The following is a 19,914-nucleotide window of genomic DNA, read 5'->3' on the forward strand; positions in this document are numbered from 1 at the left end:
CCACCTGAAGCTGTTTTTCTCTCGTCGTGGAGTCCTCCGTGACGGGAACGTGGTGTGTGGCGTGGAAAGGGGAGGACATGGTGGGAACCCTTCAGAGATAACTGCTCGTTTTGCGCGTTTTGGTGATTATGGTGTTGATCGTACAAGAATTCACCGGTGCAACGACAGGGTTAATGACCGTGGCTGTGCCGTACGGTCACCCGCCCGTGGCCGCGCGCAGCCACCCGATGTCCCCGGCACCGGGCCGCCGACGGCGCCGCCGTCCCCGACCCGCGTTCAGCGGAACGACGTCGACGGCGCTGACCGCGGCTGCGAGCTGCCGCACGGCCCGCACGGCATCCGCGCGGGCGGCCTCCTTTCCCGTCGCGTTGAGACCGACGTTCGCGGCACCGTCCGTGAGGATCAGTGCGCGGACACGCTCGGGATCCTGCCTTCCGGCGATCCGGGCCGCCAGCAACAGGGCTGACGCCAACGGTGTGCCGCCACCGGTCGGGAGAGAACGTACACAGTCGCGGGCGCGGGACACGGACTTCGTCGGAGGAAGCCCGACGTAGGCCTCCCGGCCGCGGGCGATGACTATCGCCACCCGGTTCCGCTGCCGGTAGCCCTGTTCCAGCACACCCAGCGCCACGGCCTTCGCCGTGCGGATCGCCCCGACGCCCATCGACCCTGACGCGTCGACGACGATGACCACCAGCTCACCGCCCCGGGACAGACGCACCTGGGTACGCAGATCGTCCCGTTCCAGGAGAACACCGCGGGGATCGTCCGGGTTCGCGCGTCGCCGGACACGCTGCCAGGGGGCCGCGGTCGCGAGCGTCGGCAACAGTGCGAGGGACTCACCCGGATTCCGCATCGCCACGGAGCGGCGCGGCCGTCCGCGCGTCCGGGAGGGCTCGAGTGCACCCCCGCCGCCCGGCCAGCGCGGGCCGCGGGCACGTCCCCGGCCGAGTCGCGGTGGCGGGGGAGGGGACTCTTCCCCGTCGGAGTCCTGTGGCGGTTCCTCCCCGTCCCGGGGTCGCGGCGGTTCCGGTTTATCTTCCGGTTCCTGATCCGGTTCCGTGTCCTCCGTAGGTTCCGGTTCCTCGGCGGGCTCGTCAGGTGGCGGCGGTTGCTGCGCTGGTGGTGGGGAGTCCGGCACCCGCGGTGCGATGATCAGCGCGTGCACCGCGGCCAGGATCTCATCCTCATCCGCTCCGGCCCGGGCGAGCGCCGCGGCGAAACGGACGGCCGGGACATCGAGGCAGTGGCCAGCCAGCCCGGCGGCGGTGAGGAGATCCACGATCCGCTCGACCGGCACCTCGACACGGGGAGAACCATCCGCGGTCATTTCCCCGAGCACGCCCGAGCCGTCGAGAAGCGAACGGAGCACCGCCACCGGGTCACCGCCACCGGCATCCGTCAACGGGAGGATCAGGTGGCAGCGGTCCAGCAGCGCGCCCGGTACCTCGTTCAGGTCGGCGGCGCGGACGAGCACCCGGGGGCTCGTGATCGCGGCGGCCTGCTCCGTGGCGAGCACGTCACCGTGGGCCACCACCGCGGTCCGTGCGGTGCCGGTGGTCCGGTCGATCTCGGGCAGCTCCATCCCGGGCGTGACCGACACGCCACCGGCGAGCTCCCGGAGCGTCGGCCAGGCGGCGTCGACGAGAGCCGGGTCCCCGGTGACCACCAGCCCCACCCGCGGCGCACGGGCCCAGGCATACAGCCAACGGCGCAGGTCGGAGGAGATCACGCCAGCACCGAATCCAGCCGTTCCTCCACGTCCGCGGGCGTCTCGAAGGCCTCGCGGGCGACACGGTGCCGCAGACACAGCTTCGCGACGGCGCGCACGTCCCGCTCCTCGGCCGAGCCCCTGGACTCGAGCGCGGCGTGCGCCGCGGCCGCCCGGCTGACCACGAGTTCAGCCCGGTGCCCGACGGTGCCCGCGGCGGCACAGACCTCGATGATCCGTGCCAGCAGCCCGTCATCGAGCGTCACATCGGGCAGCAGGCCGCGGGCGGCCACCACCCGCCCACCCAGCTCACCCTGCCGGGCGGACACGGACTCCAGGAAGGAATCCGGATCACGGTCGAACGCCAGGCGGTTACGCACGATCTCCAGGCGGACCGCGGGATCGGTGATGGTGGTGACCCAGGTCGCCAGCCCGAACCGGTCCTGCAGCTGCGGCCGCAGGTCACCCTCCTCCGGGTTCCCCGACCCCACGAGCACGAACCGCGCCGGGTGGGTGTGCGAGACGCCCTCACGCTCCACGATGTTCACCCCGGACGCCGCGACATCGAGGAGCACGTCCACCAGGTGATCGTCGAGCAGGTTGATCTCGTCGATGTAGAGGAAACCGCCGTGTGCGTCGGCCAGCAGCCCCGGGCGGAACTTCGTCTCCCCGCGGGCGAGGGCGGCGTCGATGTCGAGGGACCCGATCACCCGGTCCTCCGTCACACCCAGCGGCATGTCCACCACCGGAGTGCTCAGCCCCGCCCCTTCCAGAAGGGCTCCGAGGGCACGCACCGTGGTGGTCTTCCCTGTGCCACGGTCACCGAGCGCGAGCACGCCACCGATCAGTGGATCCACGGCACACAGCAGCAGGGCGGTCTTCATCTCGTCCTGGCCGACGATTCCGGTGAACGGGTAAGTGGGCACTGGTAAGGCTCCTTCGATTCCTCCGGGTCTTGTGCACACCTTACTTCCGTCTGCGTCGGCTGTCGTCACCGAGGCGGGTGAGCGGGAACGGGACGGACATCTCTGTGGAGGTGATGCGCCGGTGTCCCCTGATGTTCAACGTCATCCGGTGTCCCGTTCACATCTCCTCGATGCCCTCCAGCACCCCGTCGAGGTGGTCGGCGATGTCCTCCAACCGGTCGAGGGTGTCCGGGTCGGCGTCCCACAGTCCCCGGTCCGCGGCTTCGAGCAGGCGGTTGGTCATTGAGTTCACCGCCGCGGGGTTGGCCCGCTGCATGCGCCTCCGCACGTCCTCGTCGAGGAGGAGGTTTTCGGCGGCGCGGTCGAAGACCCAGCCGTCGACGGTGCCGGTGGTCGCCTGCATGCCGAAGGTGTTCTCGAGCCTGGTCCGAACCTGTGCGACTCCGGCGTAGCCGTGGGCGAGCTGCCCCTCGACCCACTTCGGGTTGAGCAGTCGGGTGCGTGATTCGAGCTGCATCGCGTCCCGGAGCGTGCCGACGTTGACGTCGGCCGCCCACGACTGGGAGACGAATGACGCCGGGGCGTCGCCCCTAAGCTGGGTGATCGCACTGGTCACCCCGCCGAGGAACTCGAAGTAGTGGTCGATTCCGGCGATGGACGTCTCCGCCGAGTCGACGTTCTGGAAGGTCGCGTCGACGGTGCCGAGCACCTTCCGCAGGACCGCGCCCGCATCCGTACCGTCGGCCCCGATGCCCCAGGCGTGGCCCATTCGGGTCAGGTACATCTCGGCGAGATCCTCCTCGTCGTCCCAGTCGCCGGCCTGAACCAGTTTGTTCACCCCGGTGCCGTAGGACCCGGCCGCCGCGGAGAAGATCCGGGTCGCCGCCTCGACCGCCGTGGTGTCCATCTCCTCAGCGTGGGCGCGGGCGTGGGCGGCCAGGGGGTTGAGTCCGTCGGGTTCGTCGAGTGCCGCGACGGCGCGCACTGCCTCGTCGAGGAGCTGCACCGGCTGCGGCAGCACATCGCGGCACACACCGGACAGGGTGCACACCACATCCACCCGGGGACGGCCGAGCTCTTCGGGGGAGAGGATGCGGAAGGTGTCCACGCGGCCCCGGGGGCCGGCGACCGGTTCCACGCCGAGCAGCGCGAACGCCTGGGCGAGGCCCTCGCCGCCGGTCTTGATGTTGTCGATGCCCCACAGTACGATCGCCACCGACTCCGGATGGCTGCCGTGCGCGTCGACGTGCGCGGCGATGAGCTGCTCCGCGGTTTTCCTGCCCCGCGCGACGGCGGAGGCGGAGGGGACGGAGACGGGGTCGATGGCGTGCAGGTTCCGCCCCGTCGGCAGGGCGTCGGGGCGGCGTGCCGGGTCACCGCCGACGACCGGCGGGGTGTAGCCGCCCGCGAGTGCCCGGATGAGCGCGTCCAGTTCGGTGTTGGACTGCAGTTTCTCCTCCAGGTCGGCGAGGATCGCCGTGCGCTCCGCCTCGCCGGTGTCCGCGAGGTAGGTGGCGGCGAGTTCCAGGGAACGGGCCGTCTGCCGCTGCTCCATCGGACGACCCACGGTGTGCAGGCCGAGGGCGATGGGGGAGCGGCGCACCCGTTCCAGTTCGCGCCGCAGCTCGGCCGGATCCTGCGCCTGCTCCCCGGTGAAGTCGGCGCGGAGCGCGGCGTCGATGATCTCCTCCGGCACCGGTCCCGGTCCCGTGCCGGAGGACAGGTGGGCGTCGAGAAGCTCGGCCAGCTCGTCTAGCGCGCCGTAGAGACCGGCGTCCGCCAGCGGTGGGGTGAGGTAGGTGATGAGGCTCGCCGCTGAGCGTCGTTTCGCGATGGTGCCCTCGCCCGGATTCGCCATCACGTACAGGTAGTGGTGCGGAACGGAGCCGGTGAGCAGGACCGGCCAGTCGGTGGCGGCGAGCCCGGTCTGGCGGCCGGGCATGAACTCGAGTGCGCCGTGGGTTCCGAAGTGCAGCATCACGTCGTGGACGAAGACGTGTTCCAGCCACAGGTAGTAGGCGGCGAAACTGTGCGACGGCGTGGAGTCGTTCGCCATGAGCAGTTCGGCCGGGTCTGAGACATCCCCGAACTGTGGCTGCACGCCGACGATGACGTTGCCGAAGCGGGCTCCCCGGATGATCAGGTCGCGGCCGTCGGTGTCCACGGTGCCGGGCAGTCGACCCCAGGGGCCGTCGATGCGTGCGGCGTGCTCACCCAGCACCCTCGCGTAATCGGTTGCCCGCCACCGGGCGAGTTCGCTGGCCTGCGAGCGTGCCCCGCCGGCGCCGTCGCCGACGAGGATGTCCGTCAGTTCCTCGACGGTGTCCGGTACCTCGACGGTGTAGCCCTCCTCCTTCAGTCGGCGCAGGAGTGCGTGGAGGGAGGCGAAGACGTCGAGCTGGGCTGCGGTGCCGACGGTGCCGTCGCCGTCGTAGCCGAAGATCGTCACCGAGACCTTCCGGTCGGCGGGCCGCGCACGGCGTAGGTCGATGGTGCGCCGCACCCGTTCCGCCAGGCGCGCGACCGCGGCGTCGTCCGGTGTGAGGTGGTTCGTGTCCGCGTCGCGACCCATGAACACCCAGGGCACCGTGGCGCCCTCGAGCTCGGGCACGGCGATGTTCATGCTCACCGCAGCGGGCCACAGGCCCACCGGCCCGGGTTCCGCGCGCCAGTCCGACAGCGTGCCGCGCTGCAGGGGGACCGGGGTGAGCAGCTGCGCGTCCGTCTCCTCCGCGAGTGCGGCGCCCTTGTCCGTGGCGGGTGCACCGTGGTTACCGCATGCGGTGAAGCCGGTGAGATTCAGCCACACGTCCACCCGGCTCTTCATGTCGCCCGGCATGTCCTCCGGGGAACCGAGCCATGTGTGGGTGGCGACGTCGAGGCTGTTGAGGGCGTGCGCGATGGTGTGCAGATAGTCCGCGTCCCCCGCGGCGACGTTCAGCCCGGTGCCGATGATCCCGCAGGTGCCCACCGGGTGCTCGGGCCCGCCGCCGGTGTCGAAGATTCCCCGGGGGATGTCGTCGGGCATCGGCCCCGGGTCAACGTCGGTGTGGCCCGCGACCAGAGCCGACAGTCGGCCCGCGTGCACCAGACGGCCCGGCGTGACCAGGCGGAGCGCGAGCGCGATCCGGGCCTCCGGCGAGGGGTTCCGAGGCGGACGCCCCATCCCGGTGCCGTGTGCCGTGGCGATCTGGAGGGACTGCGCGACGGGCGGTGAGGAGAACAGGGGCCGTTCACCAACCGCGGCGAGGATCCGCTCGCCGAGCATGGGATTCATCGCCCCCTGCACCCACACGACGTCCGCCTCCGGGGGCAGGTCATCGTCGAGCGGCACGCGGATCAGGCGGATATGGTGCTCCCGGGCCAGTTCATCGGCGGCCCGTCCGATGGTGAGCAGCGCTGGGCCAGTGAAACCCCAGGCGACGATGGTGGTGGTCATGTGTGGTGCGGCTCCGTGGGGATGGGATGGGTGGTGATCGTTCCCCACCTTAGTGGCTCCAAAACCAGCCAAAGGGCAGCTACAGGTCCTGTCATCCGCATTCTCGCAGAGGTTCATGACCTCCGTGTGCCATCTGTTGAACTCCGTCACCGGTCCCCGGACTACAGTGGCATCCATGAGTGAACAGAACCCCTCCGAGCAGAATCGATCCACCACGAAGCAGCGTGTGCTGTCCGGTATCCAGCCCACCGCCGACTCCTATCACCTGGGCAACTACCTGGGTGCGCTGAAGCAGTGGATCAACCTGCAGGACGAGTTCGAGGCGTTCTACTTCATCCCGGATCTGCACGCCATCACCGTCGACCAGGATCCGAAGGAACTGCGTGCCCGCACCGTCGGCGGTGCCGCCCAGCTCCTCGCCCTCGGGATCGACCCGGAGAAGTCCAGCCTGTTCGTGCAGTCCCACGTCCCCGAGCATGCCGAACTCGCGTGGGTGCTCACGTGCCTCACCGGCTTCGGTGAGGCCTCCCGCATGACCCAGTTCAAGGACAAGTCCACCAAGCGGGGCGCGGACCGCACCTCCGCCGGACTGTTCGCCTACCCGATGCTCATGGCCGCGGACATCCTGCTCTACCGTCCGCAGCTCGTGCCCGTGGGCGAGGACCAGCGCCAGCACCTGGAGCTCACCCGTAACCTCGCGGAGCGCTTCAACGGCCGGTTCAAGAAGACGTTCCCGGTGCCCGACGGGTTCATTCCGACCGGTGCGTCGAAGATCTACGATCTGCAGGAACCGACATCGAAGATGAGCAAGTCGGGGGACAACCCCAAGGGCCTGATCAACCTGCTCGATGATCCGAAGGTTTCCGCCAAGCGCATCCGTAGCGCCGTCACCGACAATGACGGGGAGATCCGCTTCGACAAGGACAACAAGCCGGGCGTGTCCAACCTTCTGGTGATCCAGTCGGGCCTCACCGGAACCAGCATCGATGATCTTGTCGCCGGTTACCAGGGTTCCGGATACGGCGACCTGAAGAAGGACACCGCCGAGGCCCTCGAGGCTTTCGTCACCCCGCTGCGCACGAAGTACGACATGTACATGTCCGACCGCGCCGAGCTGGAGCGCGTGCTGGCCCAGGGCGCGGACCGTGCCCGCGAGATCGCCTCCCGCACGCTCGCCGATGTGTATGAGAACATCGGGTTCCTGCGCCGTACCTAGTGCAGCATCCCCGCATCAGCTATCGACGGCCGTGCCTCCCGGAGGGGAGCGGCCGTCGTGCGCGTTGTGGGGGTCAGCGGCGGCCGGCGAGCTCGTAGTGCGCCCAGATGCGCTGTCGTCGCCCGTCGAGGGTGACACGCCCGCCGTAGGGTACGACCAGTTGCGGCAGGGTGTGGCCGAAAGGAACCCCGAAGCAACACACCGCGTGCGGGGCATAGTGGGCAATGGTGCCCAGCACGGTATCTCGCCAGGTGTCCGGGTCCAGGGTGCGCCCCTCGAGATCGGTGGTGGGCGGCGCGGCGACGAGGACGCCTGCCGACTGCCGGAGGAAACCGCGTTCGCCGAACGCCCGCACGATGTCATTGATGCGCCCGGCGGGGGTGAGCTCCTCGGACGCCTCGAGCAGGAGCACCGCTCCGTCGATGCGCTCGGGCAGCCGCCCGGCGATGGCGATCTGGTTGAGCACCTCGATGCACCCACCCCAGGTGCGGCCGCTGACGCGTTCCGCAGGGCCGGACCACTGCCACCGGGTCGGGGAATGGCGGGGGCCGTCCTCGGTGAGTGACCGGGGATCCTCCCAGCTGATGCCCACGCTCGCGCCCCACGAGGGGGCGGTCAGTTCGATGCTCTCCCCGGCGAGAGCGGCGCACAGGGTGCGGAGGTGGGCGTCGTCGATGCCGGTGCCCGATCCCAGGTGCACCTGCGTGGAACCGCCGTAAACGCTGGGGATACCCAGGTTGTGGAGGAAATTGTGCAGGTTGGTGTTGTCGCTGTAGCCGAAGAACTGCTTCGGGTGTGCCGCAATCAGGTCGGCGTCGAGATGCGGGATCACGGTGACCTGGTCGTTCCCGCCGATGGTGGCGAAGACAGCGTCGATCGAGGGATCGGCGAACGCCGCGTGGATGTCGGCCGCCCGGTCCGTGGGGGCCGCATCGAGCTGTCTCGTCGTCGGGTACTCGACGGGATCCCAGCCGAGTTCCCGCATTCGGGTCAGGGCCTGCTCGTGGATATCGGGGAACACGGCGGGCACGGCGAAGGCGGGGGAGATCACTGCGATCCTCATGGAGCGCAGTATATGTTGCGCCCTGGGAACCGGCCGCGAACGGAGGTGGGGTCCGGCACGGTACCGTACCGGACCCCACGCTCGGTGAAGAGAGAGAATCAGTTCTGCCCGAAACCGGCGAAGAAGCTCCGGATCGCACTGATGATACCGCTGAAGATGTCTGTGAATGAGGTGCTTCCGACGAAGCCGAACAGCTTCTGCAGTACCGCCCCGAGCCCGTCGGTGGAGGATCCACCCGGCAGACTCGACCCGGCGGAGTCACCGTCGCCACCGCCGGGGCCCGGGACCATGATGTCGCGGGGCGTCACGGTGAGTACCAGGGACTCGGACCGGGAGGGAACGTAGATTGCGGTGGTGACGCCGCCTGTACGGACCTGTCCGCCACCGAACACCGCGTGCACGGCGATGTCACCCGGCGCGGTGAAGGTGTGCCGGAAGGTCGCGGTCTTTGCTGCGGGGTCCAGGTCAGCGGTACCCAGCAGGACATCCCCGGCGTAGAACGAAACGGTTCCGTCGACCCGGTCGCCGTCGGTGTCGACGGTGGCGGTGAATTCCGCCTCGTCGCCCGCCGTGAACGTGGATTCCGCGGCAGGAACGGTACGGCGCAGCGTGGTCGTCGTGTTGTGGGTCGCGGGATCGTCGATCGAGATGCGGACGGCCGCCGAATCAGCCGACCTGTAGTGGCGCCCGTCCGTACCGGTGCGCTCGGGGGCGAAGGCGGTGAAGGTTACGTCGCCGGACCCGCGGAGCTGGTGGGTCAGGACGGCGGTCCCGTCCCCGCCGGTGGTGGCGGTACCGATACGCACCCCGTTGCCGCGGAAGACGATCTCACTGCCCGCTGCTTCTCCTCCGTCCACGCGGTAGTGTGCACGCAGAGTCACTGTGCCGCCGGGTGCCGCCTGGGTGGGTTCAACCGCCATATCGAGAACGGGGAACACCACGGGGACGACGGCGAGCTGTGCGCCCGCTGTGGCACCGGAGACGTGGACCGTGTCGGTGGTGCGTTCGGCGAGCTTCGCGGTGAAGGAATGCTCCTTCTTTTCATTGGGTACCGGAGCTGTGAGGGTGGCGACGCCGTTGACGACATCCGAGGTACCGAGATCGACGTCACCGTCGCGGAAGCTCACGGTGAGTCCCTCCGGAAGTGCGGCGCCGTTCTCCGCGCCGACCTGTGCGGTGAGTACCACCGGCAGCTGATCGTCGACGATGGTGGCGTAGTCCGGAACCGCTTCGAGGGAGATCGTGCCGCGAATCTCCTCCAGGGCCTTGGGCGAGACCGTGACCGTGGCCTGCTGGGCGGCGGTTGAGGGCCGGAACACGCCTTCGACGCCGGTGTACGCCGCGGACACGGTGTGCACGACGGGCTCGCGGCCCTCGGGAACGGGGAAGGAGAACCCGGTGAGTTCGGCGACGCCGTCGGTGACGTCGACGGACCGGGCCTGGTCACCGATGGTGAATCGCACCTGACCCCGGGGGATGGCCGTTCCGTCGGGTCGGGTGACGTTCACCCGCAGGGCGCCTTCCGGGGTCCGGGGATCGTCATAGGACAGCTCGATCGGATCGGTGGCGGCGAAGGTGGTCGTGGTGTCGATCTGGCTGACGGTGGTGGAACTCAGCTGGCCCCCGGCTGCATCCGCGGTGCAGACGACGGCGTCGTTGTTGAAGCCGGAGAAGAAACCTGGACGCACCTCGAGCAGGGAGAGCGTCGACGTCTCACCGGTGGTGCCGGCGTTGCGCAGTCCGGTGGTGACGACGGTGCCCAGTTCGGTGGGGGCGGTCATCGTGATCGTCACCCCGGGCAGCCGGAATGTGGCGCCCTTCTCGGCGGTGAGTCCCGTGGCGGCGTTGTTGCCGTTGTCGGCGTTGGGGCCGTTGTCGATTGTGAGGTTTCCCGCGGAGATCCGAGCGAACCCACCGTCCGGGTCCTCCTCGCCCTCGGCGTTGACCCGGAGCACCGACACCTCGGCGTCGGTGCCCGTGATGTTCTCTCCGGCATCGGCGAGTGCGAGCCCGGTGACCGTTCCGTTCGTGGGCAGTGCGATGTCGTAGCGGATCCGGCCGACCTTCTCCGTGGTGTTCCACTCCCCGGGCCGGAGGGTGATCGTGAATGTGCCGCCGGGCTCAATGGTTTCGGGATACGTGGCGGTGACTGATTCGGGGCTCAGGGAGACGTCCTGCTTTCCGTTGCCGAAGGTGGCCCCGTCGAACGTGCAGGTGTGGGTGATCCCGGTGACCCGGGTGGCGGATGTGATCTCATCGGCTGTGGCCGTGAAGGATGGGGCTGTACCGAGCACCAGACACAGGGTGGCGCCCGCTGCGGTGGCGGTACGGGTGGTGGCTTTCATGGTTTCTCGGATCTCCTTGGGCATACGTTTCTGGTGGTTCGTCGGGTGTGGAATGAGGGGTGACTAGGACGAGCCACCGAGCAACTTGATGAAGATGTTGTTCAACCACGTCCACAAGGGGGCGAGAAGGGCCACCAGTGATGCGAAGGGGTTCGTGCCCGCCGAACCGGTGTTCGTACCTGAGCTGATGCCGATGTCCGAGCTGCCACCCGGTGCCTGCTTGCCGCCGGTGACCGTGACCGTGTGGGTCCCGGTTGCGGTGACCCCACCGTCACCGGTGAAGGTGACCGTCACGGTACGTTCCCCGCCGTGCGCGAAGGTGAGGCGGACCGTGGCGGTTCCGTTGGAGACCGGCATCGTGACCGGCTCGCCGTCGGTACCGACGAGCGTTTCGCCGTCGACGGCGAAGGAGAGGGGCCCGGACACCGCACGGGTGGTGCCCCTGTCCGGGTTCACCGTGACCGCGAGGGGGAGCGGGGTGCCTGCGGCAACCGTCGGGTCCGCCTCGATCGCGACCGTGGCGGATTCGAAGGTGAATTCGGCGACCTTGATGTCGAAGGAGCGTGTCGTTGCCTGTGTGGGCGAGTCGTCTGAGGGCACGAAGTTCAGGGTGATCTGCTGCGCGCCACTGCGGGTGAAGATCATCGGGAGTACCGCGGTGCCGGCCGTCACCGGGACCGTCGTGGAGCGCCCCCCGTGGGTCGCGGTGAGTGTGCCGTCCGCTGCGGGCGTCACCGAGACCCCGAGGACTGTCTCCTCGAATGGCAGCACCCGGTCCGGCACGTTGAGCTCGAGCGACGTCGGGGTGCTCGCGGCGGTGACGGTGACGTCGGCGGTCGCGGGAGTCTGGGACGCATCTGCCGGTGTGTACCTCGCGGAGATGGTGAACGAACCCTCGCGGTCGGGGACGAAGGTGAATGCCGCGGAATTGGCGGTCACGGGAACAGCCACCGTTCTACCGTCGGTGGAGAACACCACCGTGCCGTCGGCCACGGTCGTCTCCGCGGCGGGCTGTAGTCCGGCCGTGACGGTGACTTTCTCGCCGGGGCGGACCGTACCCTGCGGTCCCTCCAACGTGAGGACGGTGGAGGCATCGCTGGAGACCGTGATGTCCGTGCGCTTCTCCGCGCCGGCGAAGAGCGAACCTTCAGCCGGTGTGAAGGTGGCGGTGAGTTCACTCTGTCCAGGGGTCGAAGGCACGGTGAGTGAGGCACTGGTACGGCCGTTCTTCACCGGAACGGTGACGGGATCTCCGTCGCCGAGCTGGAAGGTGACGCTGCCGGTGGCAGCCGTGTTCGTCGTCGCCCGAACCGCGAGTATCGAGTCCGCGCGGGCGGTTCCCGGGGCCGAGAACGTGAACTGCGCGTCCTGTCCCTTCACCTGGACCTGCGTCGTGGAGGACGAGGGGGCGAACAGGTAGGCCTTGTCCGGGGTGAAGGTCGTGCGGAGTTCGTGGGCGCCGACGGACGGAAAGGTGAGGTCCGCGGTGGCCGTACCGTTTTTCACGGTTGCCTCGACCGTGGTGTTCCCGGAGGCGAAGCTGACGGTGCCGGTGGCCTCCACGGGGCTGACCTGTGCAGTGACTGGTGAGGGGAGGCCCGCCGTCGCGTCTGCGGCGGTGACGGTGAGGCCGGTTTCGGTGGCGGGGCCACTGTCGACCACCCGGACCGTCGCGAGAGCGGAAGCCTGGGGAGCGAGCGCGGCGTCCTTGTTCTCTCTCGGGGTGCACTGCGTCGGTGCCCAGAGCGTGCCGACGAAGGGAGCGTTGATCTTGGCCAGCATCGTGAGGAAATTCTCGTCGGCACCGTAGTTCCCCGCATTCCCGGTGGTCCTGACGCCGAGGCCCGCTGCTCCGGAGGCTTCCGCCCGGAACTTCAGCTCCACCACGGGGAACTTCATGTTGAGCTTGTCGTTCTTGACGACGTGCGTTACTCCGCCTGCTGTGGTGCCGCTGGCGTTCGGTCCGTTGCCGACGGTGGCGTTGTCGGCACTGGCGATCCGCAGGATTCTGCCGTTCGGATCCTCGGTCCCGGACTCGTTGATCCGTTTGACCGTGAATCCGGCGAGGTTGGCGTTGCTGTTGTCGAGGCTGCTGTCCAGATAGGTGAGGCCTGCCGGAATGGCGACATCGAGTTTGATGCGCGAGACGCTTTCGATCTTGGCTCCGAAGGAGAGTCCGCCGACGTTGATCTGCACGGGCCTGATCTCGAGTTTGACCGCGAATTCCTCGCCGACACTCACGGTGTCGGGAGTGGTTATATCCACCGAGACCCCGTCTTCACCGGTGGAGAAATCCTGCGGATCCGCGAACTTGTTCGGAGTCGCCTTGCAGGTCAGTGGAATATTCGTGGATACGGTGTGGCCCGCGGCGACGGCACCCGGCACGAGCAGCAGACTGCCGATCAGGGAAACCGTGGTCGCGGTGGCGATACGGGAAAACCTAGACATGTGTGGAAGGTCCTTGTACGGGGATCGGAGGAAGAAGCTGAGACAGGTTACGGCCCAGCATGCTCAATCAGTTTCCCCGAAAAGTACGGTGGAGAGAAGTTGTGCGCGAGATCTTCATCTTCCATGTGGAGCGCGTTAAGACGCGAGAAATGTAGTGGTTTCGCAGTCGGGTTGGATTTTGGACCACATGTCCCGATGGTGAGGTGTGCCCACGCGCACCGGGGTTGTGGTCGGAGCCTGCCCGGACACCGCTTCCTTCTCGGAGTCCACCGGTCGTTGGTGCAGTGAGAGTGGAATCGCCACCGCATCCCAGGGAACGCCTGGCGGCCGATCTGAGTACGACGGAGACACGTCGGTCCCCACGTGGAGTCCTGTCTTCGACTCGGTACTCCACGCGGCTTCTGCGCCTTTTGAGCGGCGGTATTCACCCCCTCAGGCGGAAGCCGGTAGACCCGCAACCGTCGGCGGTGGATGAGACGGATTCGCCCGACAGCGATCGTCGATACCGATTCGGGCGCCGGTCCACCGCATACGTGGCATCGGTCGCGACGCCCGGCGGCGGGCTCCACTGAGCGAAGGGGATGCCGGAGGGGTGCGCCGGTTTAGATAACGATGCCTGCAGTGGCTCCTCTGTGGGGAGACACTGCAGGCATGGGCGTTGTTGCCGCGCCCAGCGGCACCGGAAAGGCTGGCTGGACCATGTCCTCCAGGGGCCGGGGATATACCTCTACCTGAAGTGCAGCGGGGAGAAGAATGCTCCGAGCAGCTGCTGGACCAGAGCGAACAGTCTGCGGAGCAGCGCGAAGAAACCCGACTCCGAGGGCTGTTCAGGTTTGGTCGTGCTCGTGGGGGTTGAGGTACTCGTCGGTGCGGCGGTGGTTGTCGTGGTGGTGACCGTGGTGGAGGGTGTCGTGGTGGTCGTCGGCACGGTGGTGCTCGTCATCTTCGTGGTGGTGCTTGGTGCGGTGGTGCCGGTGACCGTTGGCACGGCGGTGGTTGTCGTTGTGGTGGCCGTGGTGGACGGTGCCGTGGTGGTTGTTGCGGTTCTGGTGGTCGTTGGCACGGCGGTGGTGCTCGGAGTGGCCGTAGTACTGGGGATGGATGGTTTCGTCGTCGGAAGCGCCGTTGTGGTGGGGGCGGTCGAAGTGGAGAGCGTCGGAGCCGTGGTTGTCGGCTCAGTGGGATATGCCCGCACGAGCACGGTGAAACGGCGGGATTTCTCCACTGGCGCATACACCGAGTCCGAGCCTGGGATGAAGCGCGCTGAGGCCCTCTGGATGCCGCCGTCATCGTCGCTGAATGTGAACGGAGCGGATGCCCTGCCTCCGATGACCGGTGCGGAGATCGTCTGCCCGGCGATGGAGAACTCGATATCTCCGACGGCGTCGGCGGGAACCTCCGCGGTTGCGGTGACGGATTCCCCTGATTCCACGCTGTCCGGGAGAGAGAAGGTGAGATCGGTTGCTCGCGGGGACACCGTGATCCGGGTCGTGGTGGCGGCAATATCGAAGGTGCCCGGCTGACCGGGGTTGAAGATCACCCGGAGCGCGGTCGTTCCGGGTTTCGCGAAGGTCAGGTCGGTCGAGGCTGTGCCCGTGGTTGTGTAGACGTCGGAGATGTCCCCGCCGGGCTCCTCCACGAGGAAGGAGACCGTGCCGTCAGCGTTCTCTGGATCGATGTGTGCCGAGAAGCTGGCCGGTTCACCAGCGACAACGGTACCGGGGGCGTCGACTGTGAGAACCGGTTTGATGAGGGGGGTGTCGTCGATGACCGTGACGGTACGGAGATTCGATGCCGCGGGTACGACGGCGGACGAGGGGTTGATCCTCGGGGAGCAGCTGGTCGGGGCCCATATGGTGATGAACGTGGCCTTGAGTCGTGGCAGGAAGGTGAGGAAGTTCCGGTTGTCCCCGTATGTGGATGCGGCACCTGCGGTGCGAACCCCGAAGGCCTTGGTCCCCTCTGTCTCCGCACGGAGGCGCAGAGTGAAATCGGGGAATCCGAGTCGTACCGTGCCGTTCACCGCCGGGGCGGTGACGCCCCCTGTTCTGCTGGTGGACGAGTTCGGGCCGTTTCCGATGGTCGCGTTGTCCGGACTGACCAGCCGGAGGAAACCGCCGGCGGGGTCCGGCCGTCCGGATTCATTGACCCTGAGCACGGAGAAGCCCCGGAGATTCGCGCCGGGGGTTTCTCCGTCGATCTCCGCACCGAGGAACTCGACACCTTCGGGCAGCGCCAGGTCCATTTTGATGCGGGATACATCCTTCAGCTTGGCGGGACCGTTCGATCCGCCACCGGGATTGTCCGGGATGTCCATGTGCACGTCGACGGTGAACTCCTCGCCGATGCTCACGATGTCCGGTGAAGTGACCGTGACGTCGATCGGGGGAACGTAGTTGTCCTGCGGTCCGGCGAAGGCACTCGGTACCGCGCGGCAGGAGAGAGGAAGCTGGGAGGTCGTTGATCCGGTCTCCGCGCCGGCTGTCGGTGTCGCGATGAGGAGACCGACTGACAGAGTCGCGGCCGTGGTCAGGGTGGTCATTCGGCGCATGGTTGCAGGTTCCTCGGGAGCTGTGGGTAGGGACTGTGCGGGCTGTGGCGGTGGTTTGCCCGTGGATACATTATCCCCAACAGGTTAGAAGCCCCGGGGGTCGTTGTCATCCCGGGTAACCCCCGGTCGATCCGGGTGTCGGTGGTGAATCCCGCTCGGTCGGGTAGACGACGTCAGCATTGACTAGAGAATGGCTGTGCTGATTGCCTCCTTGTCGCCTACTATGCCTAGTCTGAAGGCACCTGCTGTTTTTCAGATGATCTTTTCACCGACCCAGAAGGACCGACGCGACTGTGGCATCAACGAAGACCGCACCGAAGAACACCGATGAGTTCGGCATTGAGCGGGTGACCCAGGACGATCCCGGAATGGTGGACAAGTACCGCGAGAAGTGGCCGTGGTTCGATCACGTCATGCGCATGCAGGAGCGGTACGGCTCGATGGGGGGAAATCAGTATGCGGCGGGCATCACGTACTTCTCGGTGCTGTCGATGTTCCCCATCCTCATGCTCGTGTTCGCTGCGGTCGGCTTCGTCCTGGCCAACCATCCCACCGCTGTGGTCGAGGTGCAGGACCGGATCAACAGTTCAATATCAGGTGACCTGTCGGAGCCGGTGAACAAGATCCTCGATACCGCCATCGAGCAGCGCTCGACGGTCGCCGGTATCGGTGGTCTGACCGCACTGTGGTCGGGGCTGAACTGGATGAACCATCTCCGGTACGGCGTTTCCATGATGTGGAAGGCTGACCCGACCGAGGGCAACTTCGCCATCCGGAAACTCCGGGATCTCATCGGACTGATCGCGTTGCTGTTCGCCCTCATCGTCGCGTTCGGTGTCACGGCGGCCGGGTCCTCGAGTCTGACGGCGATCATCCTCGAGAAACTGAGCCTGGATCATATCCCGGGCATCACCTACATCGTGTTCGCGTTGACCCTCGTCATCGGTCTGCTGGTGAACTTCACCGTATTCGTGGGATTGATCCGTTATCTCCCGCGGACCCACGTGCCCAGGGCCGCGGCGGTCAAGGGCGCGATTCTGGGAGCCCTCGCCTTCGAGATCTTCAAGCAGATCGGTACGGTGTTCTTCTCCAAGGCACTGGACAACCCGGCGGGTGCCACCTTCGGGCCGATCATCGGTGTGATGGTCCTGCTGTACTTTGTCTGGCGGATCCTGCTCTACAGTTCCGCGTGGGCGGCGACGACGGAGGAATCCCTCGAGCAGACGCATACACCGGTGCCGGAACCCGCCGTGATCCGGGTGCGTAACGACGTCGACCCGGTTCCAGATCCGAAGGCCTCGGCGGCGCTGGTCGGTGCCGGAGCGGCGATCGGGGCGGCCGGGATCGCGGTCGCCCGGAGGATGATCGGGAGGTAGCCTCCCGTCTCCTCCAGCCCTCGGGGCGTGGTGTGTGCCTACGGGTACCCCACGCTCCTTTTTCGCGGAGCTACCGACGCCGCTGCCTGGCGCTGCGCTTCTCCGCCAGTTTCCGGTTGAGTGCGATCCCGGCGATGAGAGCCACGAGAAACAGCAGTCCCGTGGTGATCGCCGCGGCCTCCCACGCGGGCGAATGCGGTTCTGAGGCACCGGAAATGTCGGCACCGGTTCCGTCCGGCGTGGTTGCGGTGGTGGAACCGGCCGCCGTCACCGACGGGGATGGGGCTGCGGAGACAACCGGGAGCTTCTCCACCGATCCGATGGCGGTGCCCCGTGGTACGGCGTACGCCGCATCGAGGAGGCGCCTCGCCTGTTCCCACGGCCGTCCCCTGTCGACGGTGGTGTCCAGGATGATCGCCGCCAGGCGGCGTCCACCGACATCCTTGGCGCCGACGAACGTGTGCCGGGCGTCGTCGGTGAAGCCGGTCTTCCCGCCGATGCCGTCCGGATCGTTGAGCAGCAGGTGGTTGTCGTTCCAGACCTGGAACCCCTCGTTCTCCGGCCCACCGGGGAAGTCCACGAAATCGGTGTCGACGATGTGGGCGAACACCGGGTTCGCCCACGCCTCCCGGTAGATCAGGGCGAGATCGAACGGCGATGTGGACATGCCGGGCCCGTCGAGGCCCGTGTAGTCGGCGACGCGGGTGTCCTGGGTGCCCAGTTCCCGCGCTTTCGTGTTGACCAGCTCCAGGGTCCGTTGATCGCCACCGAGCTCCTGTGCCAGTGCGTGCGCGGCATCGTTGCCGGAGGCCATGAGGAGACCCTGCAGCAGCTGTTCGACGGTGTAGCGGCCGTCCTCGACCAGTCCGACGCGCGAGCCCTCCATGTCCGCTGAGTCACGTGTCGCGACCACCTCCCGGTCGAGGGGGAGTCGGTCGAGCACAACCATCGCGAGCAGCGCCTTGATGATGGACGCGGGACGGTATCTGCCGTGCGGGTCCTTTGCGGCGATGACGTCGCCGGTGTCGAGATCGAAGACGATCCATGCGGTTGCTGTCTGTTCCTCCGGTACGAGGAAGCCGACTGCCGCGGTCACACCGCATTCAGCCATCGCCGGACCGCCCGCAGGCGTCGCCGCGACGGGGAGTGGAGTTGGGGAGGGGAGTCCGGCGGCGGGAATCTCGGAGGCGTCGACCGGTTCCACGGGTGTTGTCGCCCAGGGGCAGCCATCCGTCAGCGGCGCGGCGGGCCGCCCGGACAACGCGGTCTGCGGTGGTGTGGTCGTGACCGTCAGGGTGCCGGTGTCCGGCTGTTCCGCGGTGGCGGAGATCGGGTGGATGGAGACCAGTGCTGTGGCTGTGAGCGCACCGAGGAGACGTCTTCGCATGGTTGCCCAGACTAGCGCGGGCGCCATGTGGAGACGGGGTGCCCCACCGCTGCCCGGATATTCCCGGAGCTGACCTGAAGGTAGATTGAGCGCCATGGATATCAGCACCAGGCAGACACCGAACTACACCCCGGAACACAAGAGCCTCACCCGGGAGACCGTCGCCGCCCTGCCGAAGGTCGTCCTCCACGATCATCTGGACGGGGGACTCCGTCCCGGTACAGTGATTGATCTGGCCGCGGAGTGCGGCTACGACGCGCTGCCCGCGACCGAACCCGATGCCCTGGGCAGATGGTTCGTCGACGCCGCCGACTCAGGATCCCTCGAGAAGTACCTGGAGACCTTCACTCACACTTGTGCGGTCATGCAGACCCGGTCCGCGCTCCACCGGGTGGCACGGGAAGCCGTCGAGGACCTCGCCGAGGACGGTGTGGTGTACGCCGAGCTCCGCTTCGCTCCGGAACAGCACAGGGAGCGTGGGTTGGAGCTCGGGGCCGTCGTGGATGCCGTCGTCGAGGGAATCGTCGAGGGGGAGAAGACCGCGGCACTGACCGGCCACACCATCCGGGCGCGGGTGATCCTCTGTGCGATGCGGCACTCCGACCGCTCACAGGAGGTAGCCGACCTCCTGGTCGGCTACCGGAATGACGCGGAACGGGAGCACCGCGGGTATGTCGTGGGCTTCGACATCGCCGGGGCGGAGGATGGTTTCCCGCCGAGTTGCTGCGCGGGGGCGTTCGCGACACTGCGCCGCGAACTCGTCCCATTCACCATCCACGCCGGGGAGGCCGCAGGAATCGACTCGCTCGAGGGGACCGTGAGAGAGGGAACCTGGCGGATCGGCCACGGGGCGCGACTCTACGAGGATTTCACCGCCGACCTCGACACCGGGATCGAACCGGGCCGTGTGTCGGCCTTCGTGCGGGACCGGCAGATCGTCCTCGAGCTCGCCCCGAGCTCCAACCTGCAGACGGGCGTGGTGGACGATCTCGTGGACCATCCCCTGCCGCTGCTCCAGCAGCTTGGTTTCGCCTGCACGGTGAACACCGACAACCGGCTGATGTCCGGGACCACGATGACCGACGAGATGATGCTGTTGGTCGACACGTTCGGCTACGGCGTCGGTGAGTTGTTCGAGCTCACCGCCACTGCGATCAGTGGTGCATTCATCCCCGAGCCCGAGCGCAGGGAGATCATGTCCACGCTGATCGTGCCGGGCTGGGACGAGCTCGCTGAAGGTGGAAGCGACGGGGCCTCCGTGTCCGGCACTCCGGACGGGTACACGGATAGGGGGGCGGCATTCGACCTGGCGGAGGAGGACCTCGCCGGGATCGACCCGGAGCTCCTCGTCGAACTGGGCATTGACCCGGATGATCTACGGCCCCGGAGCTGACCGGGGAAAAGCGGAGAGCCCGCTCCGGTAAGGGGGCGGGCTCTCGTTGATCGGGTGGG

General features: G+C 67.5%; 11 protein-coding genes. 3 read left to right on the forward strand and 8 right to left on the reverse strand.

Going from position 1 to position 19,914, the window contains the following annotated elements:
- Positions 1-196: 196 nt before the first annotated feature.
- The 3 genes from JDV75_RS12220 to JDV75_RS07095 all read right to left on the reverse strand — a co-directional run bounded on the left by JDV75_RS12220 (position 197) and on the right by JDV75_RS07095 (position 6,076).
- A complete protein-coding gene (locus JDV75_RS12220; protein WP_198738566.1) occupies positions 197-1,732 on the reverse strand; it encodes a VWA domain-containing protein in 1,536 nt (511 codons plus the stop codon).
- Complete coding sequence (locus tag JDV75_RS07090; protein ID WP_248096006.1) at positions 1,729-2,637, reverse strand: magnesium chelatase ATPase subunit I; 909 nt, start codon at positions 2,635-2,637, stop codon at positions 1,729-1,731. The genes JDV75_RS12220 and JDV75_RS07090 overlap by 4 nt, the downstream gene beginning before the upstream one ends.
- A gap of 157 nt (positions 2,638-2,794) precedes the next feature.
- The gene (locus JDV75_RS07095) at positions 2,795-6,076 is read right to left on the reverse strand and encodes a cobaltochelatase subunit CobN (protein WP_198738567.1); all 3,282 of its coding nucleotides are present in this window, start codon (positions 6,074-6,076) and stop codon (positions 2,795-2,797) included.
- Between the two features lie 175 nt (positions 6,077-6,251).
- Between JDV75_RS07095 and trpS the strand changes: the two genes are divergently transcribed.
- Complete coding sequence (gene trpS / locus JDV75_RS07100) at positions 6,252-7,292, forward strand: tryptophan--tRNA ligase (RefSeq protein ID WP_198738568.1); 1,041 nt, start codon at positions 6,252-6,254, stop codon at positions 7,290-7,292.
- 73 nt (positions 7,293-7,365) lie between these two features.
- Here trpS and JDV75_RS07105 read toward each other — a convergent pair whose 3' ends face one another.
- From JDV75_RS07105 to JDV75_RS07120, 4 genes are all read right to left on the reverse strand, one after another.
- Entirely contained in the window at positions 7,366-8,355 is a 990-nt protein-coding gene (locus JDV75_RS07105) for a S66 family peptidase (protein WP_198738569.1), read from the reverse strand.
- 98 nt (positions 8,356-8,453) lie between these two features.
- Positions 8,454-10,700 (reverse strand): Ig-like domain-containing protein, encoded by a 2,247-nt coding sequence (locus tag JDV75_RS07110; RefSeq protein ID WP_198738570.1) that lies wholly within the window; start codon positions 10,698-10,700, stop codon positions 8,454-8,456.
- 63 nt (positions 10,701-10,763) lie between these two features.
- Complete coding sequence (locus tag JDV75_RS07115; protein WP_198738571.1) at positions 10,764-13,148, reverse strand: Ig-like domain repeat protein; 2,385 nt, start codon at positions 13,146-13,148, stop codon at positions 10,764-10,766.
- Between the two features lie 727 nt (positions 13,149-13,875).
- Positions 13,876-15,699: a hypothetical protein gene (locus tag JDV75_RS07120; protein WP_198738572.1), complete on the reverse strand. Its 1,824-nt coding sequence runs from the start codon at positions 15,697-15,699 to the stop codon at positions 13,876-13,878.
- 293 nt (positions 15,700-15,992) lie between these two features.
- On the opposite strand from JDV75_RS07120, the gene JDV75_RS07125 reads away from it, so the two are divergent.
- Positions 15,993-17,075, forward strand: a complete 1,083-nt coding sequence (locus tag JDV75_RS07125) for a YhjD/YihY/BrkB family envelope integrity protein (protein WP_248095991.1) — start codon at positions 15,993-15,995, stop codon at positions 17,073-17,075.
- Between the two features lie 70 nt (positions 17,076-17,145).
- Here the strand turns inward: JDV75_RS07125 and JDV75_RS07130 are convergent, their stop codons facing one another.
- Positions 17,146-18,462, reverse strand: coding sequence for a D-alanyl-D-alanine carboxypeptidase family protein (locus tag JDV75_RS07130; RefSeq protein ID WP_198738573.1), 1,317 nt, complete (start codon positions 18,460-18,462; stop codon positions 17,146-17,148).
- Positions 18,463-18,556: 94 nt separating this feature from the next.
- On the opposite strand from JDV75_RS07130, the gene JDV75_RS07135 reads away from it, so the two are divergent.
- Positions 18,557-19,855 carry an adenosine deaminase gene (locus JDV75_RS07135; protein ID WP_198738574.1) on the forward strand — a complete coding sequence of 433 codons (1,299 nt, stop codon included), beginning with the start codon at positions 18,557-18,559 and terminating at the stop codon, positions 19,853-19,855.
- Positions 19,856-19,914: the final 59 nt, after the last annotated feature.

Source organism: Corynebacterium meridianum (assembly GCF_016342265.1).
GTDB classification, from domain to species: Bacteria; Actinomycetota; Actinomycetes; order Mycobacteriales; family Mycobacteriaceae; genus Corynebacterium; species Corynebacterium meridianum.